This window comes from Propionispira arboris (genome assembly GCF_900109225.1).
GTDB lineage: Bacteria > Bacillota > Negativicutes > Selenomonadales > Selenomonadaceae > Propionispira > Propionispira arboris.
The window spans coordinates 46905-61606 of record NZ_FNZK01000006.1; the positions used below are offsets into that span (position 1 = coordinate 46905).

General features: G+C 36.3%; 19 protein-coding genes. 3 read left to right on the forward strand and 16 right to left on the reverse strand.

The features are described 5' to 3' along the window. The first annotated feature begins 198 nt into the window (after positions 1-198). Entirely contained in the window at positions 199-1014 is an 816-nt protein-coding gene (locus BMY14_RS07420; RefSeq protein WP_091830593.1) for a transglycosylase domain-containing protein, read from the forward strand. 52 nt (positions 1015-1066) lie between these two features. Here the strand turns inward: BMY14_RS07420 and BMY14_RS07425 are convergent, their stop codons facing one another. The 7 genes from BMY14_RS07425 to BMY14_RS07455 all read right to left on the reverse strand — a co-directional run bounded on the left by BMY14_RS07425 (position 1067) and on the right by BMY14_RS07455 (position 6296). Then, positions 1067-1630 carry a hypothetical protein gene (locus BMY14_RS07425; protein ID WP_019554450.1) on the reverse strand — a complete coding sequence of 188 codons (564 nt, stop codon included), beginning with the start codon at positions 1628-1630 and terminating at the stop codon, positions 1067-1069. A 104-nt stretch (positions 1631-1734) separates the two neighbouring features. Continuing rightward, a complete protein-coding gene (locus BMY14_RS07430; protein ID WP_177177513.1) occupies positions 1735-2499 on the reverse strand; it encodes a YdcF family protein in 765 nt (254 codons plus the stop codon). Positions 2500-2696: 197 nt separating this feature from the next. Then, on the reverse strand, positions 2697-3947 hold the full coding sequence (gene pfp, locus BMY14_RS07435) for a diphosphate--fructose-6-phosphate 1-phosphotransferase (protein WP_091830597.1): 1251 nt from the start codon (positions 3945-3947) through the stop codon (positions 2697-2699). 373 nt (positions 3948-4320) lie between these two features. Beyond that, positions 4321-4500 carry a DUF1737 domain-containing protein gene (locus BMY14_RS07440; protein WP_091830599.1) on the reverse strand — a complete coding sequence of 60 codons (180 nt, stop codon included), beginning with the start codon at positions 4498-4500 and terminating at the stop codon, positions 4321-4323. 33 nt (positions 4501-4533) lie between these two features. Further along, the gene (locus BMY14_RS07445) at positions 4534-5052 is read right to left on the reverse strand and encodes a GNAT family N-acetyltransferase (protein WP_091830601.1); all 519 of its coding nucleotides are present in this window, start codon (positions 5050-5052) and stop codon (positions 4534-4536) included. A 195-nt stretch (positions 5053-5247) separates the two neighbouring features. After that, on the reverse strand, positions 5248-5931 hold the full coding sequence (locus tag BMY14_RS07450; protein ID WP_091830603.1) for a hypothetical protein: 684 nt from the start codon (positions 5929-5931) through the stop codon (positions 5248-5250). Positions 5932-6044: 113 nt separating this feature from the next. Next, entirely contained in the window at positions 6045-6296 is a 252-nt protein-coding gene (locus tag BMY14_RS07455; RefSeq protein WP_019554446.1) for a hypothetical protein, read from the reverse strand. 218 nt (positions 6297-6514) lie between these two features. On the opposite strand from BMY14_RS07455, the gene BMY14_RS07460 reads away from it, so the two are divergent. Next, positions 6515-7483: a ketoacyl-ACP synthase III gene (locus tag BMY14_RS07460; RefSeq protein ID WP_091830605.1), complete on the forward strand. Its 969-nt coding sequence runs from the start codon at positions 6515-6517 to the stop codon at positions 7481-7483. A 159-nt stretch (positions 7484-7642) separates the two neighbouring features. Here BMY14_RS07460 and BMY14_RS07465 read toward each other — a convergent pair whose 3' ends face one another. Further along, complete coding sequence (locus BMY14_RS07465) at positions 7643-9364, reverse strand: methyl-accepting chemotaxis protein (RefSeq protein ID WP_091830607.1); 1722 nt, start codon at positions 9362-9364, stop codon at positions 7643-7645. A gap of 238 nt (positions 9365-9602) precedes the next feature. Next, positions 9603-9974 (reverse strand): VOC family protein, encoded by a 372-nt coding sequence (locus BMY14_RS07470; RefSeq protein WP_091830608.1) that lies wholly within the window; start codon positions 9972-9974, stop codon positions 9603-9605. A 195-nt stretch (positions 9975-10169) separates the two neighbouring features. On the opposite strand from BMY14_RS07470, the gene BMY14_RS07475 reads away from it, so the two are divergent. Beyond that, complete coding sequence (locus BMY14_RS07475) at positions 10170-10568, forward strand: bacteriohemerythrin (RefSeq protein WP_091830610.1); 399 nt, start codon at positions 10170-10172, stop codon at positions 10566-10568. A gap of 424 nt (positions 10569-10992) precedes the next feature. Here BMY14_RS07475 and BMY14_RS07480 read toward each other — a convergent pair whose 3' ends face one another. From BMY14_RS07480 to BMY14_RS07510, 7 genes are all read right to left on the reverse strand, one after another. Further along, positions 10993-11622 carry a hypothetical protein gene (locus BMY14_RS07480; protein WP_091830611.1) on the reverse strand — a complete coding sequence of 210 codons (630 nt, stop codon included), beginning with the start codon at positions 11620-11622 and terminating at the stop codon, positions 10993-10995. Between the two features lie 21 nt (positions 11623-11643). Then, on the reverse strand, positions 11644-12555 hold the full coding sequence (locus tag BMY14_RS07485) for a LamG domain-containing protein (protein ID WP_177177514.1): 912 nt from the start codon (positions 12553-12555) through the stop codon (positions 11644-11646). Between the two features lie 353 nt (positions 12556-12908). Then, positions 12909-13337, reverse strand: a complete 429-nt coding sequence (locus BMY14_RS07490) for a hypothetical protein (protein ID WP_091830615.1) — start codon at positions 13335-13337, stop codon at positions 12909-12911. A gap of 38 nt (positions 13338-13375) precedes the next feature. Continuing rightward, complete coding sequence (locus BMY14_RS07495; protein ID WP_091830617.1) at positions 13376-13987, reverse strand: hypothetical protein; 612 nt, start codon at positions 13985-13987, stop codon at positions 13376-13378. Positions 13988-14015: 28 nt separating this feature from the next. Continuing rightward, positions 14016-14219, reverse strand: coding sequence for a hypothetical protein (locus tag BMY14_RS07500; protein WP_091830619.1), 204 nt, complete (start codon positions 14217-14219; stop codon positions 14016-14018). Next, positions 14200-14382 carry a hypothetical protein gene (locus BMY14_RS07505; RefSeq protein WP_218144886.1) on the reverse strand — a complete coding sequence of 61 codons (183 nt, stop codon included), beginning with the start codon at positions 14380-14382 and terminating at the stop codon, positions 14200-14202. The genes BMY14_RS07500 and BMY14_RS07505 overlap by 20 nt, the downstream gene beginning before the upstream one ends. 13 nt (positions 14383-14395) lie before the next feature. Continuing rightward, positions 14396-14689, reverse strand: coding sequence for a hypothetical protein (locus tag BMY14_RS07510; protein ID WP_091830623.1), 294 nt, complete (start codon positions 14687-14689; stop codon positions 14396-14398). Positions 14690-14702: the final 13 nt, after the last annotated feature.

A 14702-nucleotide genomic window follows, 5' to 3' on the forward strand; every position in this document is an offset into this window, starting at 1 on the left:
TTATACATCATAAGTGCATAAAATTTCAATAGTAAATTTACAAAATAACACTATTTTTTTATTTTTTTATAAATCAAGGGGCTTTAAACCTTTATTTTATGCTGTGAAGTTTTTTCTTTCTACTAAATTTCCTCAGATCATATGAAAACAAACGTTCTAATGTTATAATAGAGCTATTCTTATTTGTAGGAGGATTTTATGCGTACTTCACGCTTTTTACTTTTATCCATTGTTTTGTTTTTTATCTGCTTTTGGTTTTCCGGCGGCAGCAATATCATATCGCAAGATACAAAAGCACTTAGCACCAAACTGCAAGATCAAATGCATACAGCAACAAACAATAGTTCTGTTCCAACCACCAATACCAATAGATCCCAAAACATTTCAACCCTTGATCGTGTTTCACGCATTGTTTTTTTACGGGATGCCGTAGCAAAAACAGTGAATGGAAAAAAATATGTAACAATTGATAAAATTAGTGTTCCCCTGCAGCAGGCGATCATCGCCGTTGAAGACAATCGATTTTATTCACATTGGGGTTTCGATATTGAAAGTATCCTGCGAGCCTCGCTTGTCAATCTGCAATATGGAAAAATAGAAGAAGGAGCCAGCACAATTACCCAGCAGCTAGTAAAAAATTTATTTTTATCCCACGAACAGTCTTTCGGTCGCAAAGCTGAAGAACTCATATTAGCTGTCGATATGGAAAACCGCTATTCAAAGGAAAAAATTCTCGAACTCTATTTGAATACAATTTATTTTGGCTCTAACTTTTATGGAATTCAGGAGGCTTCACAAGGTTATTTTGGTAAAGATCCCGAAGATTTGACGCTTGCCGAAGCTTCGATGCTTGCTGGTCTGCCAAATGCGCCTTCTCTATATTCACCATATGTTGATTTTCCTATGGCAAAAAAACGTCAGAGCATTGTTTTGGATACAATGGTACGAGCTGGTTTTGTTGCCCCGGCCATTGCCGAAAAAACAAAACAAACACCTTTGTATTTCATAAAGTAAAAAAGCGTATCAGCATCTGTTAAGAGATACTGATACGCTTTTTTAGTATTTTCTATTTCTTTTTATTTTGATCTTTAATTTGTTGTTGTACTGTTTTTTCAAAAGAGCGATAGAAATTTTTTGTCAAACCTTCATAGGTTTTAAGCGAATCTTCATCATGACTGCCCGCCACGATTTCATAAGAATATACCATCTGGTTTGTCTGTGCAGAATATACATCATAGAAAATAACAACGCGACTGTTATGTACGATAGTCGCTACCATATACGCATCCGCATATTTTCCAACATTGGACGTAAATACTTCATCCGCTTTTTTGGTTTCTAAAGAGCTGAGATCCACATTAGAATCCTTTAAAATTGATTTTTCAACATCTGATTTTGGCATTACATAAATTCTGGCACTCGCACCGGTCTTGTAAAACATATTCATGACAGCATCTTTCGTAGCACCATCTTTTACCGGACTATATTGAGGGTCGACAATTACCAAACGATGAATTGTCGAAAGATCAAAACCCTCCGTAATTATCGTTTTTTCAGGATTGGCTGATACCAGCTGTACATTTACAAGAACAACACAGGCAACCAATAACATTTGAAGCAATTTTTTCATTCTAAATACTCCTCCTATTTCATCAAACATAAATACTTAACTTTATATTTATTCTTTCTCATCCGCTAAAATCCTTTATTCCTAAATAATTTATTCCAGTAAATTTAGAGCCATTGTAGTTGCATGGCGGTAATTCCCATATATTCACGGACCGCTGTTGTGGTGTTTTTTAAAGCTCCTAAAGTGGGCAGCCACACAAACATATCTTTGTTGTAACTACTAGAATCCGAAAAATCCGTCTGATAATCGACCGCAAATGTTTCAAAATCCATCATTCCAGCCTGCTTAAAACAAAGCACCGCCCGCGGCATATGATAAGCCGAGGTAACAATAATCGGCTTTTTAAAGCCTGCGACTTCACAAATTGCAGCTATATGCTCAGCATTCATAACCGTTGTATGCGCCTGATCATCAATAATGATATTTTCTGGAAAAACACCTAAATCCAGCATAATTTCTTTGGCTTTGGCTGTTTCTGGATCTTCACCACTTACAACAATCGGTATATGAAGGCGTTTTTGCAGGCGAATCGCCGCAATCAGGCGATTCATCGAACCACCACCCAAAGATCCTCCGTCCGCTTCAATATCTGGAGTACCATTTAAGGCACCACCACCCAAAACGGCAATCAAATCCCCCTGTACAGCAGCCGATGGAATATATTCTTTCTCCAGTTGCTGCAAAAGCAGATGACTTATGAATGGATTGGCACATAAATACAAAAATAATGTTATGAAGGTCAAGGCATATTTGATGTTCAGCTTTCGACGCCAAGCATAAATACAAACACCAAATAATACGACGGATATCAACCCAACTGGCAAGACCAAAAACGTTAGAATCTTATATAGATAAATAAAAACATGCACGCTAAAATCCACCCTGCTTTTTAAGAAATTTATTGGCAGAAGTATTTACATAACCCATAGCTGCCATCTTTAATCTATTAGGTTTTACAAGGATATTTTCCTGCTTGTTATTCTAAAAAAGTCGTTCATCCCACAAGTGAAATAAACGACTTTTTGGATAGGTTAGACAAATTGTCGGTAAAGTTTAAAGTTCTTCCTTATAAAAATAAATATTGATAACGATCTTTAAAAGCCTGTGGCGATAAATCAAACATATTTGCCAGTTTCACATCATCCAGATCATCTGGCAGCAAACGGATCATAAAATCTTTCGCTAACTGATAATGCGTCGATTCAATATCAACACGGCGTACTTTCGTCCGCCCCAATTTTTCATCACGCAGCTCGGAAAATGGCATTGGCACTGCTTCATTGTGCTGCATGGTAATCATCGCCGAACAGCCATCTTCATCAAGAAAACGCACTGCTGCATAACCGAGTGATCTTGTATAATCAATATCGTATGAAATCGGCGGCGCACAGCGCAATGCATAGCCGATCTTTTCATCGACAATAGTCAACTGAATCTGTATTTTTTTGAGTTCTTTCATCACTGCTTTTTTCAAGACTTCTCCAAAATTCAATTCAGCATACCGCAGATGCCCATGCTCATCCAGACAAGCATCCCCCAATTTATGAAAATCCTCTGGTGCAATTTTTTCGATAACGCCCTCAGCAATAACTGCAACACCATAATTACGCCCGGTCAAATAACGTTTAACGATTGAACAAGTCAGAAGATCTACAATCTGCTGCAGACGAATCGTCACACTCGTAAATTCTTCGGGAATTAATGTGATAATCGCACCAGCAGATTTTCCCATTCCCAATGCTAAATGCCCTGCCGTCCGCCCCATCGTGACCGCAAAATACCAACGATTATTCGTCGTCCGGGCATCTTCCATTAAGTTTTCAAGCAGCATAGTCCCTACTGCCCTGGCTGTTTCAAAGCCAAAGGTTGGCATTCCCGCCGGCAGCGGCAAATCATTATCAATCGTTTTTGGCACATGGACTACGCAAAGTGAGCGTCCACATTGTTTTGCATATTCTGCAACACTAGACGCACTAAAAGCCGTATCGTCACCCCCGATTGTAACAAGATAGGTCACACCTATTTCATTTAACGTATCAACAACCATTTGCAAATCCGCCTGCCGCTTGGTCGGATTGAAACGTGACATATGAAGTATACAGCCACCCGTCAAATGAATACGGCTTACTAAATCGTAATTCAGTTTGATATACTGCTTTTCACCTTTTGCCAAATGAGAAAAACCATCATAGATTCCATAAACATCCCAGCCACGTCGTTGTGCCTCCATCGTTACCGCACTAATAACACTATTCATTCCTGGAGCCGGACCGCCGCCGCAAACAATCGCCACAGCAGTTTTTCTCGTATGTACCATAGAAACCACCTTTCAATTAGTAAGAAGAAATATTAAACATATTGCCCATTTTACTATAAACAATGATAATAGCAAGCCTCTGGCATCGTTCGAAAACGTTTTCTTTTTGATATTTAACAGATTTTTTAAACTTTTTTTATTAAATAAATCTTTATAAGTAAAAATAGTATTTTTTTAAGTGATTATCTTACATTTCAAAAGACCGCCTTAAACAAATCCCTTAGTGATACTTACAAAAAAAAGCGGGAAAATCGTCATTTCAAATGATATTTTAGCTAAAAACAAATAAAACAGTCCCATATTTTTATCTATAGGACTGTTTTTATTTTAAGTTGTCAATTTTAAAAATCAAGCATTTAAAGACAGCATCAACCTAGAAATCAGGATCATTTTTTAAAATTACGGCTTGTGCGGCAATCACATCGTTTCCATTAAAAGTAAGTGCTGGTGATCCACAAATTTCATAACCATTCTCTAATAATGCCGAAATTCTTTCGCAAAAAGATGCATCATCTTTTCCTGTAATTAAGCGATAATGAAGTTTTTTTTCCATAATAAAACTCTCCTTTTTTGATAAAATTAAACATCAACATAAATCCTTACGCAAAAGCCAGTCAACTTGTGATGCCTTCCCCATAACAAACTCATGCTCACCAATTTTATAAAACCTATTTTTTTGATAAAAGTTAAAAGCTCTTTGATTGTTTTCCCAAACACCAAGCCAAATATACTGTTTTTGATATACTTTTGCCATTTCAATTGCTTTATTCATTAAAACTGCACCGAATTTTTGACCATGTGCCTCTTTGCGAACATAGATTCTTTCGATTTCTAAAGAAAAATCATCTTTTATATCCGTTTGTGCTGCCCCAATATTTAATTTTAAATAGCCGACGACTGTTCGACCTGTAATAATAAAATAAAAGAAAGTATTCTTATTTAAAATTTCTTTCTTTAACTTCACAAGATCATAGGCTTTTTGTAGATAGTCTTCCATATCTGCCACTGTACTTGCAGTAGAAAACGTATCGCGATAGGTTTGCCGGGAAATTTCCTGCAAAACTACTGCATCATCTTTCGTACATTGTCGAATAATAAAATCCATAAGCTCCGCCTTTTTTTTCAAATAATGTATCTTTATATTCTAACACGAAAGACAACCCTCGTCACTGTCTACAAAAAAATAGAAAGCCAACTTATTGAAAAATACCAAATATAATCACGTGGCTATCGATACAACTTGCAACAGAAAAGCCGTATACAATTGAGTACACGGCTTTTATTGTTTAACAAGCTTATTTTACAGTGAAAAGGAATTATGTTGTCCAGGAAATTCTCCTGCATTCGAAAAAGCATCACGAATGATTTTTATATCATTTCTAAACGTACTTTCATCAATATTTAAAGAATCTGCTACATCTTCCCATGTATTATTCATTTTTTTCATAGCTAAAACATCCTGAATTGATTTTTTACTATTTCCTGCTAATTCATTGGCAAGCGCAATATCATTCGGTTGATATCCATCTTGCAGAAGTCCTAATCCCGTTTGTTTGGCAATCTTTAATTTGCTTTCAAGTCGATTTGCGGCAATTTCATTGCCAGTAGATTCCATTTTTTCTTTCGTAAGACCTAAAGACTGACCAACATCGCGCCAACTTGCTTTTTTCATTTTGATACTCATAACAGCTTTTAAAGATTTATCACTGGCTTTCGCCAAAAAGCAACCTGTCGACAAAGCTCTTTCACCAACGCCTTCATTTACATAATCTAAAATATCATCTTTAGCAATGCCAAATGTATCCGACAAGTTTTGGGCCACTTTATCTGGTGATATTTGATGTTGATCCATCATTGGAGGTCTGACTCCATCTTCACCATCATTCGGTGGAGATGCTTGTGCAACGAATGGACTCATTGTTCCTGCAAAAAGAGCAACACCTGTCGCTAACCCAATTATACCTTTTTTGGATAAAATACTCATGAAAATAGCCTCCTTGTTTAAATGTGTAAAAATCCCTTTAATTAAGACACGAAAAGCGTCTTATAACTCCCTAGCGCTTTAGATAAAATAATTACTATATCTTTTTTGAAGTATTAAAGATCCCACCAGTGGTGGTGAGATTTTGGTGGTTGTGGAGGTCGCTGCGGTTCATGCCGTGGTGGTTCATGCCGTAGTTCATTTGGATTACCAGGGCCAGGATCACCAGGACCTTCATAAAATTGAACTTGTGCAGAGGAGTCATTATTCGTGTGCAAAGGAGAAGCCTCTGTAAAGCCGACAGCAAATCCTAATTGAATTACGCTTATCAGTGTCAATAAAGTTATTTTCTTCGCGAAATGATTCATACTAAACGCCACCTTATAATTTTAGAATTATAAAAATTAAAATTCTTTAACTCATATAATTATATTATAACACTTTTTAACATAGAATATCTACATAAATTAAAATTCTTTAATTCACAATTTTAACATTGTATTATAGACTATCCAGTGTTAAAATAAATTAGCCAATCATTAGTACTAGGTACTAATATTTAATAATCTATGAAGAAGGTATTTAAATGTATACAAATATAACAGGTATCGGTGCTTATGTTCCCCAAAAAATTTTAACCAATGGTGATCTTGAAAACATGATTGATACATCGAACGAATGGATTCTTCAACGTACTGGTGTACAAGAACGACATATTGCTGCTGAAAATGAATTTTCGAGTGATCTCGCAATTAAAGCAGTCAAAAATCTTTTAAGCAATCCCGTGCTATCAATCGATGATGTCGACATGGTTATTGTAACGACTTTCACTGCTGATCACCTGACGCCTAGTGTTGCCGCCCTTGTCCAAGGACACTTTGCAATTAAAAATGCTGGCACAATGGATTTAAACGCTGCTTGTACCGGGTTTACGTATGGTCTGTGTGTAGCTGATTCTTTGTTAACCGCTGGGCATAGCAAAAAAATACTATTAATTGCCGCTGAAACAACATCAAAAATTCTCGACTATACCGAACGTGGCAGCTGTATCCTATTTGGTGATGCGGCTGTTGCTGTACTAATGGAAAAAAATTCATCGCATCAGAAAATTCTACAATCTTATTTTACATCAGATGGAAATTTAGCCCCGCTTGTCGCCTGTAGCAATTTAGCGCCAACGGTAAATGATAAACCTTTTGAAAAAGAACATATTTTCCAGCAAGAAGGACCTCTCTTATATGAATATGTAATTAAAAATATTCCTACTGGCGTTCAAACTTTATTAGATAAAAATGATATGTTACTCCAGCAAATTGATTGGTTCATCCCCCACAGTGCCAATTTGCGTATGATAAAAAGTATGTGCACAAAACTGAATTTCCCCTTCGAAAAGACTTTAATCAGTAATGATTTTTATGGCAATACATCTTCCGCATCCATTCCATTAGCTATTTGGTTAGGTCAGCAAAATTTAAAAGTCAAAAAAGGGGATGTTTTACTTCTGTACGGCTTTGGTGCCGGATTAACACACGGTGGAATCATCATAAAATGGTAATACAACTTATAATAGCTCGATAAATATTAGCAAAAAAAGCACTCTCTTGCGAGTGCTTTTTCTCTATATAAGTTGCATTAAATATTCTATATGGCAATCATCAGAAATTGGGTATAGAGTTGAGTGGTCTTACGGAGAAAGAAAATGATGCCCTATATATTAAATTGTAAATTTTTGAATTTCATTTTGGAGATCGGCTGCCAATTTCGATAAGTGAGTGCTTGCCGCAGCAATTTCTTGCATGGATGCTGATTGTTCTTCCGTGGCCGCGGAAACCGTTTCTGTTTCTTCGGAGATTTTACTGCTTTGTTCTTTAATATTTTCCGCCGACTTTACAACATCCTCTGTTCCCGCACTGAGTTCTTCAGCAGCAGCTGAAATACTAGTAATTTCTTCGGTAATCCCCTTAATCATCATAACAATTTCATTAAATGTTCTTCCTGCAATATCAACAAGTTCCGCACCGCTTGCAACTTCTCTTTTACTTTCTTTCATAAAAGTAACCGCTGTTTGTGTTCTTGTCTGCACATCCTTTATAAGAACTTGAATATCCTTTGATGCGCTTGCAGACTGTTCCGATAATTTTCGAACTTCTTCTGCCACAACGGCGAATCCTCTGCCATGTTCACCTGCTCTTGCTGCTTCGATCGCAGCATTTAAGGCAAGCAGGTTGGTTTGATCGGCAATATTTGAAATCAATGTTACCATTGTATTAATGTCTTTTGATTTTGCTTCTAACTCATCAATGACATCCGCCGTATCCTCTGTCCGTTTATTAATTGCCCCCATCTGCGCTATTGTTTTTTCAATAGCTTTTCCCCCTTCATAAGCAGATGTAGTCGTTGACTCCGCCGTTTTCGCAACGCCAGTTGTATTTTGCGTAACCTGATGGATACCCTTTGCCATTTCTTCCACAATATGATTTGTTGCTACCGCAATTTCTAATTCTCGATTCGCACCAGCTGCGACTTCGGTAATAGAGACAGCTATCTGCTGTGACGCTTGTGCCGACTGTTCTGCACTTGCCGTTAATTGCTCCGAAGCTGCCGCTACCTGCTCCGAAGTATTAAGTAATTGTTTTATTAACGAGCGAATATTTTGATTCATCTGATTCATAGATTTGGATAAAACACCAAATTCACTTTTATCCAGCAAACGATGAGCATCAACATCATTCGAAAAATTCCCGGTTGCTACCTGTCCTAAAAATGCCACAGATTCTTGTAATCGTGCATTAATCTGGCGAATAATAAGTAATCCTATCCCGATACCTAAAATTAACGCAATCAATGTAATCACCAAAGCAAGCATCGTTGATTTTTCTAAATCTTCTTTGGCTTGCATACTCATTTCATCCGCTTTTTTATGACTACTTTCTGATATAGAAATTAAATTTTTTGCAACATCATTGGAGATTCCTTCCATCTGTGTTCGAAAAATCTGATACGCTTCTTGATTTTTATTTTTCACAGCTAAATCTATTACCGCTCCACTTGCCCCATCGAATTTAGCCAGCAGACCTTTAAACCCTTCCAATCCCGCTTTTTCATTTTCATCTAAGGAAAGTTTTGCATAGGCATCATTATTTTTATCAATTCCTGCTCTTAAGTCCTTAATTTCACCGGTTAATCGCATATTTTCACGCTCATCCGTTGTAAGAAGTAAAGCAAAAATATCAGCCTGTATCCGCCTGATATCCAAACGACTTTCATACGCTAAATTGGACTTTTCAACGTTGATTTTATACAAAACCTCCATGTTATTACTGCTCTGTTTTAAATTAACATACCCTAGTCCTCCAATAACAATAATTGCCACACTAAAAACAGTAATCAAGACATACAACTTCTGACTTACTTTTAAATTACTAAACCAGCTCATTTCGTATTCCTCCTACTTGTTTTTATTACTTAATTCTATAAATATATTTCTCTATTTGAATATAAATACCTCTATAAAAACAGAATATTTGGCACTATTTTATCAGTATATGAAATGTTGTGACCCCTATCCGGAAGAAAACTCTATTTGATAATTCTATTTATCACTCCCAAAACATATAATATACGTATGGATTAAAATAAAAGCACCCCGAAAGGTGCTTTTTATTCCATATAAATCATTCTTTAGCACAAAAACAAAATGGATGCCCAGCAGGATCCAGCATCGTTACAAAATGGTCTCCACCAAACTGCGATTTTGCTTTAACAGCCCCTAATGTTTCTGCTTTTTGAACTGCAACAGCTACATCCTCGACTTGAAAATCAAAATGCATTTGTTTTTGTTGCTTATTTAATTGGTCAGGCCAAATAGGCGAAACATATTCTTCGTCCTCTATAAATAAAAACACCAATCCATTTTCGTTTCGCACTGCTGGATGTCCATACATTTCACGTTTTTCCCACCCAAGCAGTTGTTTATAAAATCGGCACAACTTTTGTTCATCATTGCAATCTACAACTATGTTTCCAAAACAAATATCCTGATCCATCACACTTATGCTCCTTTGTTTAATCACTTTGTTTTTAAATGTTCGCCAAAATAAATATAAATCCTGCCAGCATTCATTTGACTTATACTTTCGAACAAAGCTGTAGAAACAAATCATTAAAATTGCAGGACTTGTATTTAATTTGTCGAATTTTTCTCTAAAATGATTCACAATATACTTTAGGGGGATTCAATTATGGCTATTATTACATGGAATGATGAATTTAGTGTTGGCATCCCTAAATTCGATGAAGAACACAAGAAATTGGTTACTATGATAAATAATCTTCATGCTGCAATGAAAGAAGGTCGTGGAAAAGATACAATGGAAGAATTACTTCTAAGTCTAACCAAATATGTAAACACTCATTTTTCTCATGAAGAAACGTTAATGGCCAAATACAACTATCCTAATTATGAAAAGCACAAAAAAATACATGATGATTTCAAAGTGAAAGTAATGGAATACAAATGCTTATATGATAAAAACCTCTTGCCTGCCAATCAGTTGCTTACGGTTCTTCGTGATTGGTTACTTAAACATATTTGTGATACGGATCGTGATTATGGTCCATTTTTAGAAAAACATATGTAAAAATCATATTTTTTATAAAACAAAAAAGCCCCAAGAACACTGGGTTCTTGGGGCTTTTAAATTCATTAATATTAACGTTTCGAGAACTGAGAAGCCTTTATTTAAATGGTTCATAAGGCTTTTTGTTAGTTACGAGGCATTTACCGAAATGGCATCATTTAGTTTTAGACGTTCCAAATTAATTGATGAATTAACGATTTCAATGTCGAAATTTATATATTTGCATCCTATTAAGTATATAAATTTTTACGGCAAAATAAAAAAGCCCCGGATCCTTAGAACATTTCTATTCCTTGAATTCGGGGCTTTATCTCAATCCTGTATATCTTTTGGTGCATAGCTAACAGTATGCGGGATTTTTTTATACAAATAAACAGGACTACCTCCAATTAGAAATAGTCCCGTTTGCTAAAGTTATTTACTTTTAAATGACTTCAAAACTGATGATTTTTTCGAAAGCCACATATTCCGTACTCGCCTGTGTACCAATTTTTTTACCAAGGCCGTAAGCATGTGTATCCGTATTGGCATGGCCGTTGTACCATTTCACAAATGCTGATATTTCATCTGATGAAAGCTGGTAATCATGATCACTTGAATCGATTAAGGTAACACGTAAAAGTTTTTTATCATCAGTTATATCATGTGGTAAAATATCACCTGTTTCATCAATATCAATTGCTTGAAAAGTATAATTTGCCGTACTATCCATATCTTCAATAACAACATAATGTTCCTTATTACTTAAATTTTGTATATCACATGCTAAAATATATGATGTTCTGTCTGAACTTGTTTTTTCTGAGAAGTTCACTGTCTTTGTTCCATCAATATAAACATCAACTGAACCACTATGATTCGGATGTCCCTGGATTAAAATTCTTAATTTAGTTCCTACAAATTTAAATTTAATTTTGCCATCTATTGCCCAAATAATATCATAGTTACTATCTAGAATCCATGTACCATCTGTATAAGTAAATCTCGAGTCAGAACACTTATATCTTTTCCACCCGGCTTCAGGCGCTGTTAATATGTCTCCTACTGTTGCCATTTTCCATTCCTCCAAATATTTTTATTTACCTACTGTTAATACTTCAAAGCTGATAATTTTTTCAAAAAATAAATATTCTTTGCTTGTCTGCTCACCAATAATCTTGTCAAACACATAATATGCCGTGCCTGTGTCAACTGTTCGATTACACCATGTAACAAAACTAGTAATTTCATCATCAGAACATTGATATTCACGTTCGCTGGAATCATTCAGCGTAATCCGTAATAAATTATTAGTTTTAATGGGCACAGGATCAAAGTTTTCTGTCCACCGAGCAATATTAGAAATTCTAAATTCATCAATATAACCTGGGAAGAAAGAGTTATCAGCCACATCATATCCAATTGTTATATTTGCTGATGGAGCTAATATTGATAATGGACTTGTCGCAGTAGAAGTTAAAACCCCGTTTTTAAACCCGTAAAACGTATTACCATTTCTTACTATAGCATAATGGTTTAATTGATTTAAATTTTGTGTACCAAGATTAAATCCATTTAATATATCCCAAGAAGAGCCATTTGATGTCAAGCATACATAGTTTGGTCCCCCATCGAGCGATGCTTGTCCGACAACAAAAGGTGGATATTTTCCTTGCATAACAGATAAAACTCGTGATGTTTTATCAAAGCTTGTTCTATACTCCCACCAATCAATTGTAAAATCACCAGAACCAAAATTAAAATCGGTAGAATTTGGGGTTGTTAAATAGCTACTACTGCCATCCAAATATAAACTTTTTCCACCAAACTTACTTTGTACTGACGATATGGCCGAGCTACCATTAGCCGTCCAAACTTTTCCCGTTTCATCTTTAAAACTATCATCAAAATGTAATAATGATACTGTATTTGTGTCAACTTGATACATAATTATTTCCTCCAAATATTTTTTATTTTCACGTATATTTTTTAAACTAATATTTTTCATAAGGTCAATATAATTAAGAAACTCTACCTTCATTTTGTTTTTCCTGTATCTTGACCTTCAACTTATATTTTTAAAACTCTTCGAACACTATTTATAAACAAAATGCTGGCCAGCGTTGTTTATAAGGTCATCCATAAGCATGCATTCTTATCTTTACCAAAAATAGTATTCATTTCTATGTTTAGTATCGAACACATGTTCTATTATAACACCTTTATAGAAATAAAAAAAGCGGTAGACACTACATTTCCATAGTATCTACCGCTTAAATTTAATAAATATTTTATTTTGCTACAACATACCCCAAAGATACTGCCGCTATAGCTTCCCAGATATTTTTTTGTGTTTTTAGCTTACTCTGCAGCTTTTCCTGCTCCTGCTCGTATTTCTTGAAGGATTGATTCGCATTCTGTAATTCTTGATTGGCTATCTGCAAGGATTGCTGCGCTGCTGCTGTTTGAACTTTGAGCGTCGCTAACTGCGTTTGCAATGTTTGTATTTGATTCTGCGATTCGGTCAGCTGTTGTTTGAGCAGCTCGATTTGACTGGTCAAGATTGACGACTGTTCGCTCGCTGTCGTCAAGTTCTGACTGGACTGACTTAATAGCGTCTTCAGCTTTTCGTTGTTGCTCTGCAGCTGTATCAAGTTGTTCTGTAACGTCATTAGTTGTTGCTCTGTTATTTGGTACGTCTCGGAACAAAAACCAACCGAGGGCGATAAGAATAATGGCAGCAAGAATATAGCCACCGATACGTATATAAGTTTTAGTTTGTTCATTCAATTTTTCCACCCCTTAAAATAATTTGTACAAAGTCAATATTACTCAGCCTTAGCATTTTCTTCATATACAGGCACACCATATGCCGATAAATCTAATCCAGTAACATAATCAAATGTATTATCTGCTCTATTTGCATATCCGACAGCATACTCTCCACAACTTGCAGCTGATGCATACTGTTCGTGGAACAAATCCCGTACTGTTGCCAACGACCTAAGATCATAGCCACGGTCTTGCCGACGCTGCAAAAACCTCGACACTATATAATGACTGGTAGGGCACCAAATGCCGGCATAAATCGTGCAACGACTATCATCAAGCGTTTCAACCTCCTGCAATGTATCCACATAAGTTGCAGTGTCTTCTGCTAGTAAAGCAATTTGCGCCTCTTGGCCTTCCGGTGAATCAAGTAACTGCGCCAACGAGTCAAGTTCTCCAGCTGCCTCGATATCGCTATAAGTTCGACCCGTATAATAATCGCCGCCTGGTATCGAAGATAGTAACGACTCTGCTCTGCCGCCTTCCCATTGCGAACAACCTATACTTGGATAATCACCGGCTGTGCTGCATGACACCGCATTAAATCCACCTTCAACGCCAGTATTTACAAGCCCTTTTGCTATTTCTCTAGCTAATTCTTCTTTTGTCATTTTTCATTTCCCCATTTCATCTCTTATTTTAAATTGATAAATCTTCTGGATACGCATACCGATCGCCCTCATGCGAATCGATATGCAGCACATGCCCATCAAAACTCACAAATCCCTCGAAGGAATTTTTTAAGCTTTCATTTGGGCAACTGCTTTCTTGAAAGATTGCCCGAATTTTATTGCGCTCTGTTTCTGTGAGCGGCTTACCGCCTTTAATTACTGTGATTATCATTTATATCACCGCCTCTCTTTTCTGCTTTACCGCCCATATATCCGACAAGACCGGATGCAATGGACATCGCCAGCTCATTCATTCCTAAAAAAATCGCCGCAATCAGCGCTGCAACCAGCCCGATTCCGACGATTTTTTCTGTATTCAGTTTTTCACCCACCACACATCACCTCCCTTCATGGCTCTTGCTGCGGTAATTGTAAAAACTTATGATATATCTCTGTAATGGCTCCATTCCCATCTAAAGCATGATATGCATTATACATAATAGTTACGTTATCCACCGCATAAAAAGGCGCCCATCCTTTCTCACAATAATGATTATAATTTTGCAAGATACGGTCTCTTAGGATTGCTCTTACCCCATCTCGTATTGCTACCTGTTTTTTAAATTCCATCATCAATCTTGCTGATGCAAGCGAAAACATGCCTGTTACCGCCCAAAAGATTACACTCTCCCAAAATGTCATTCACATCATCTCT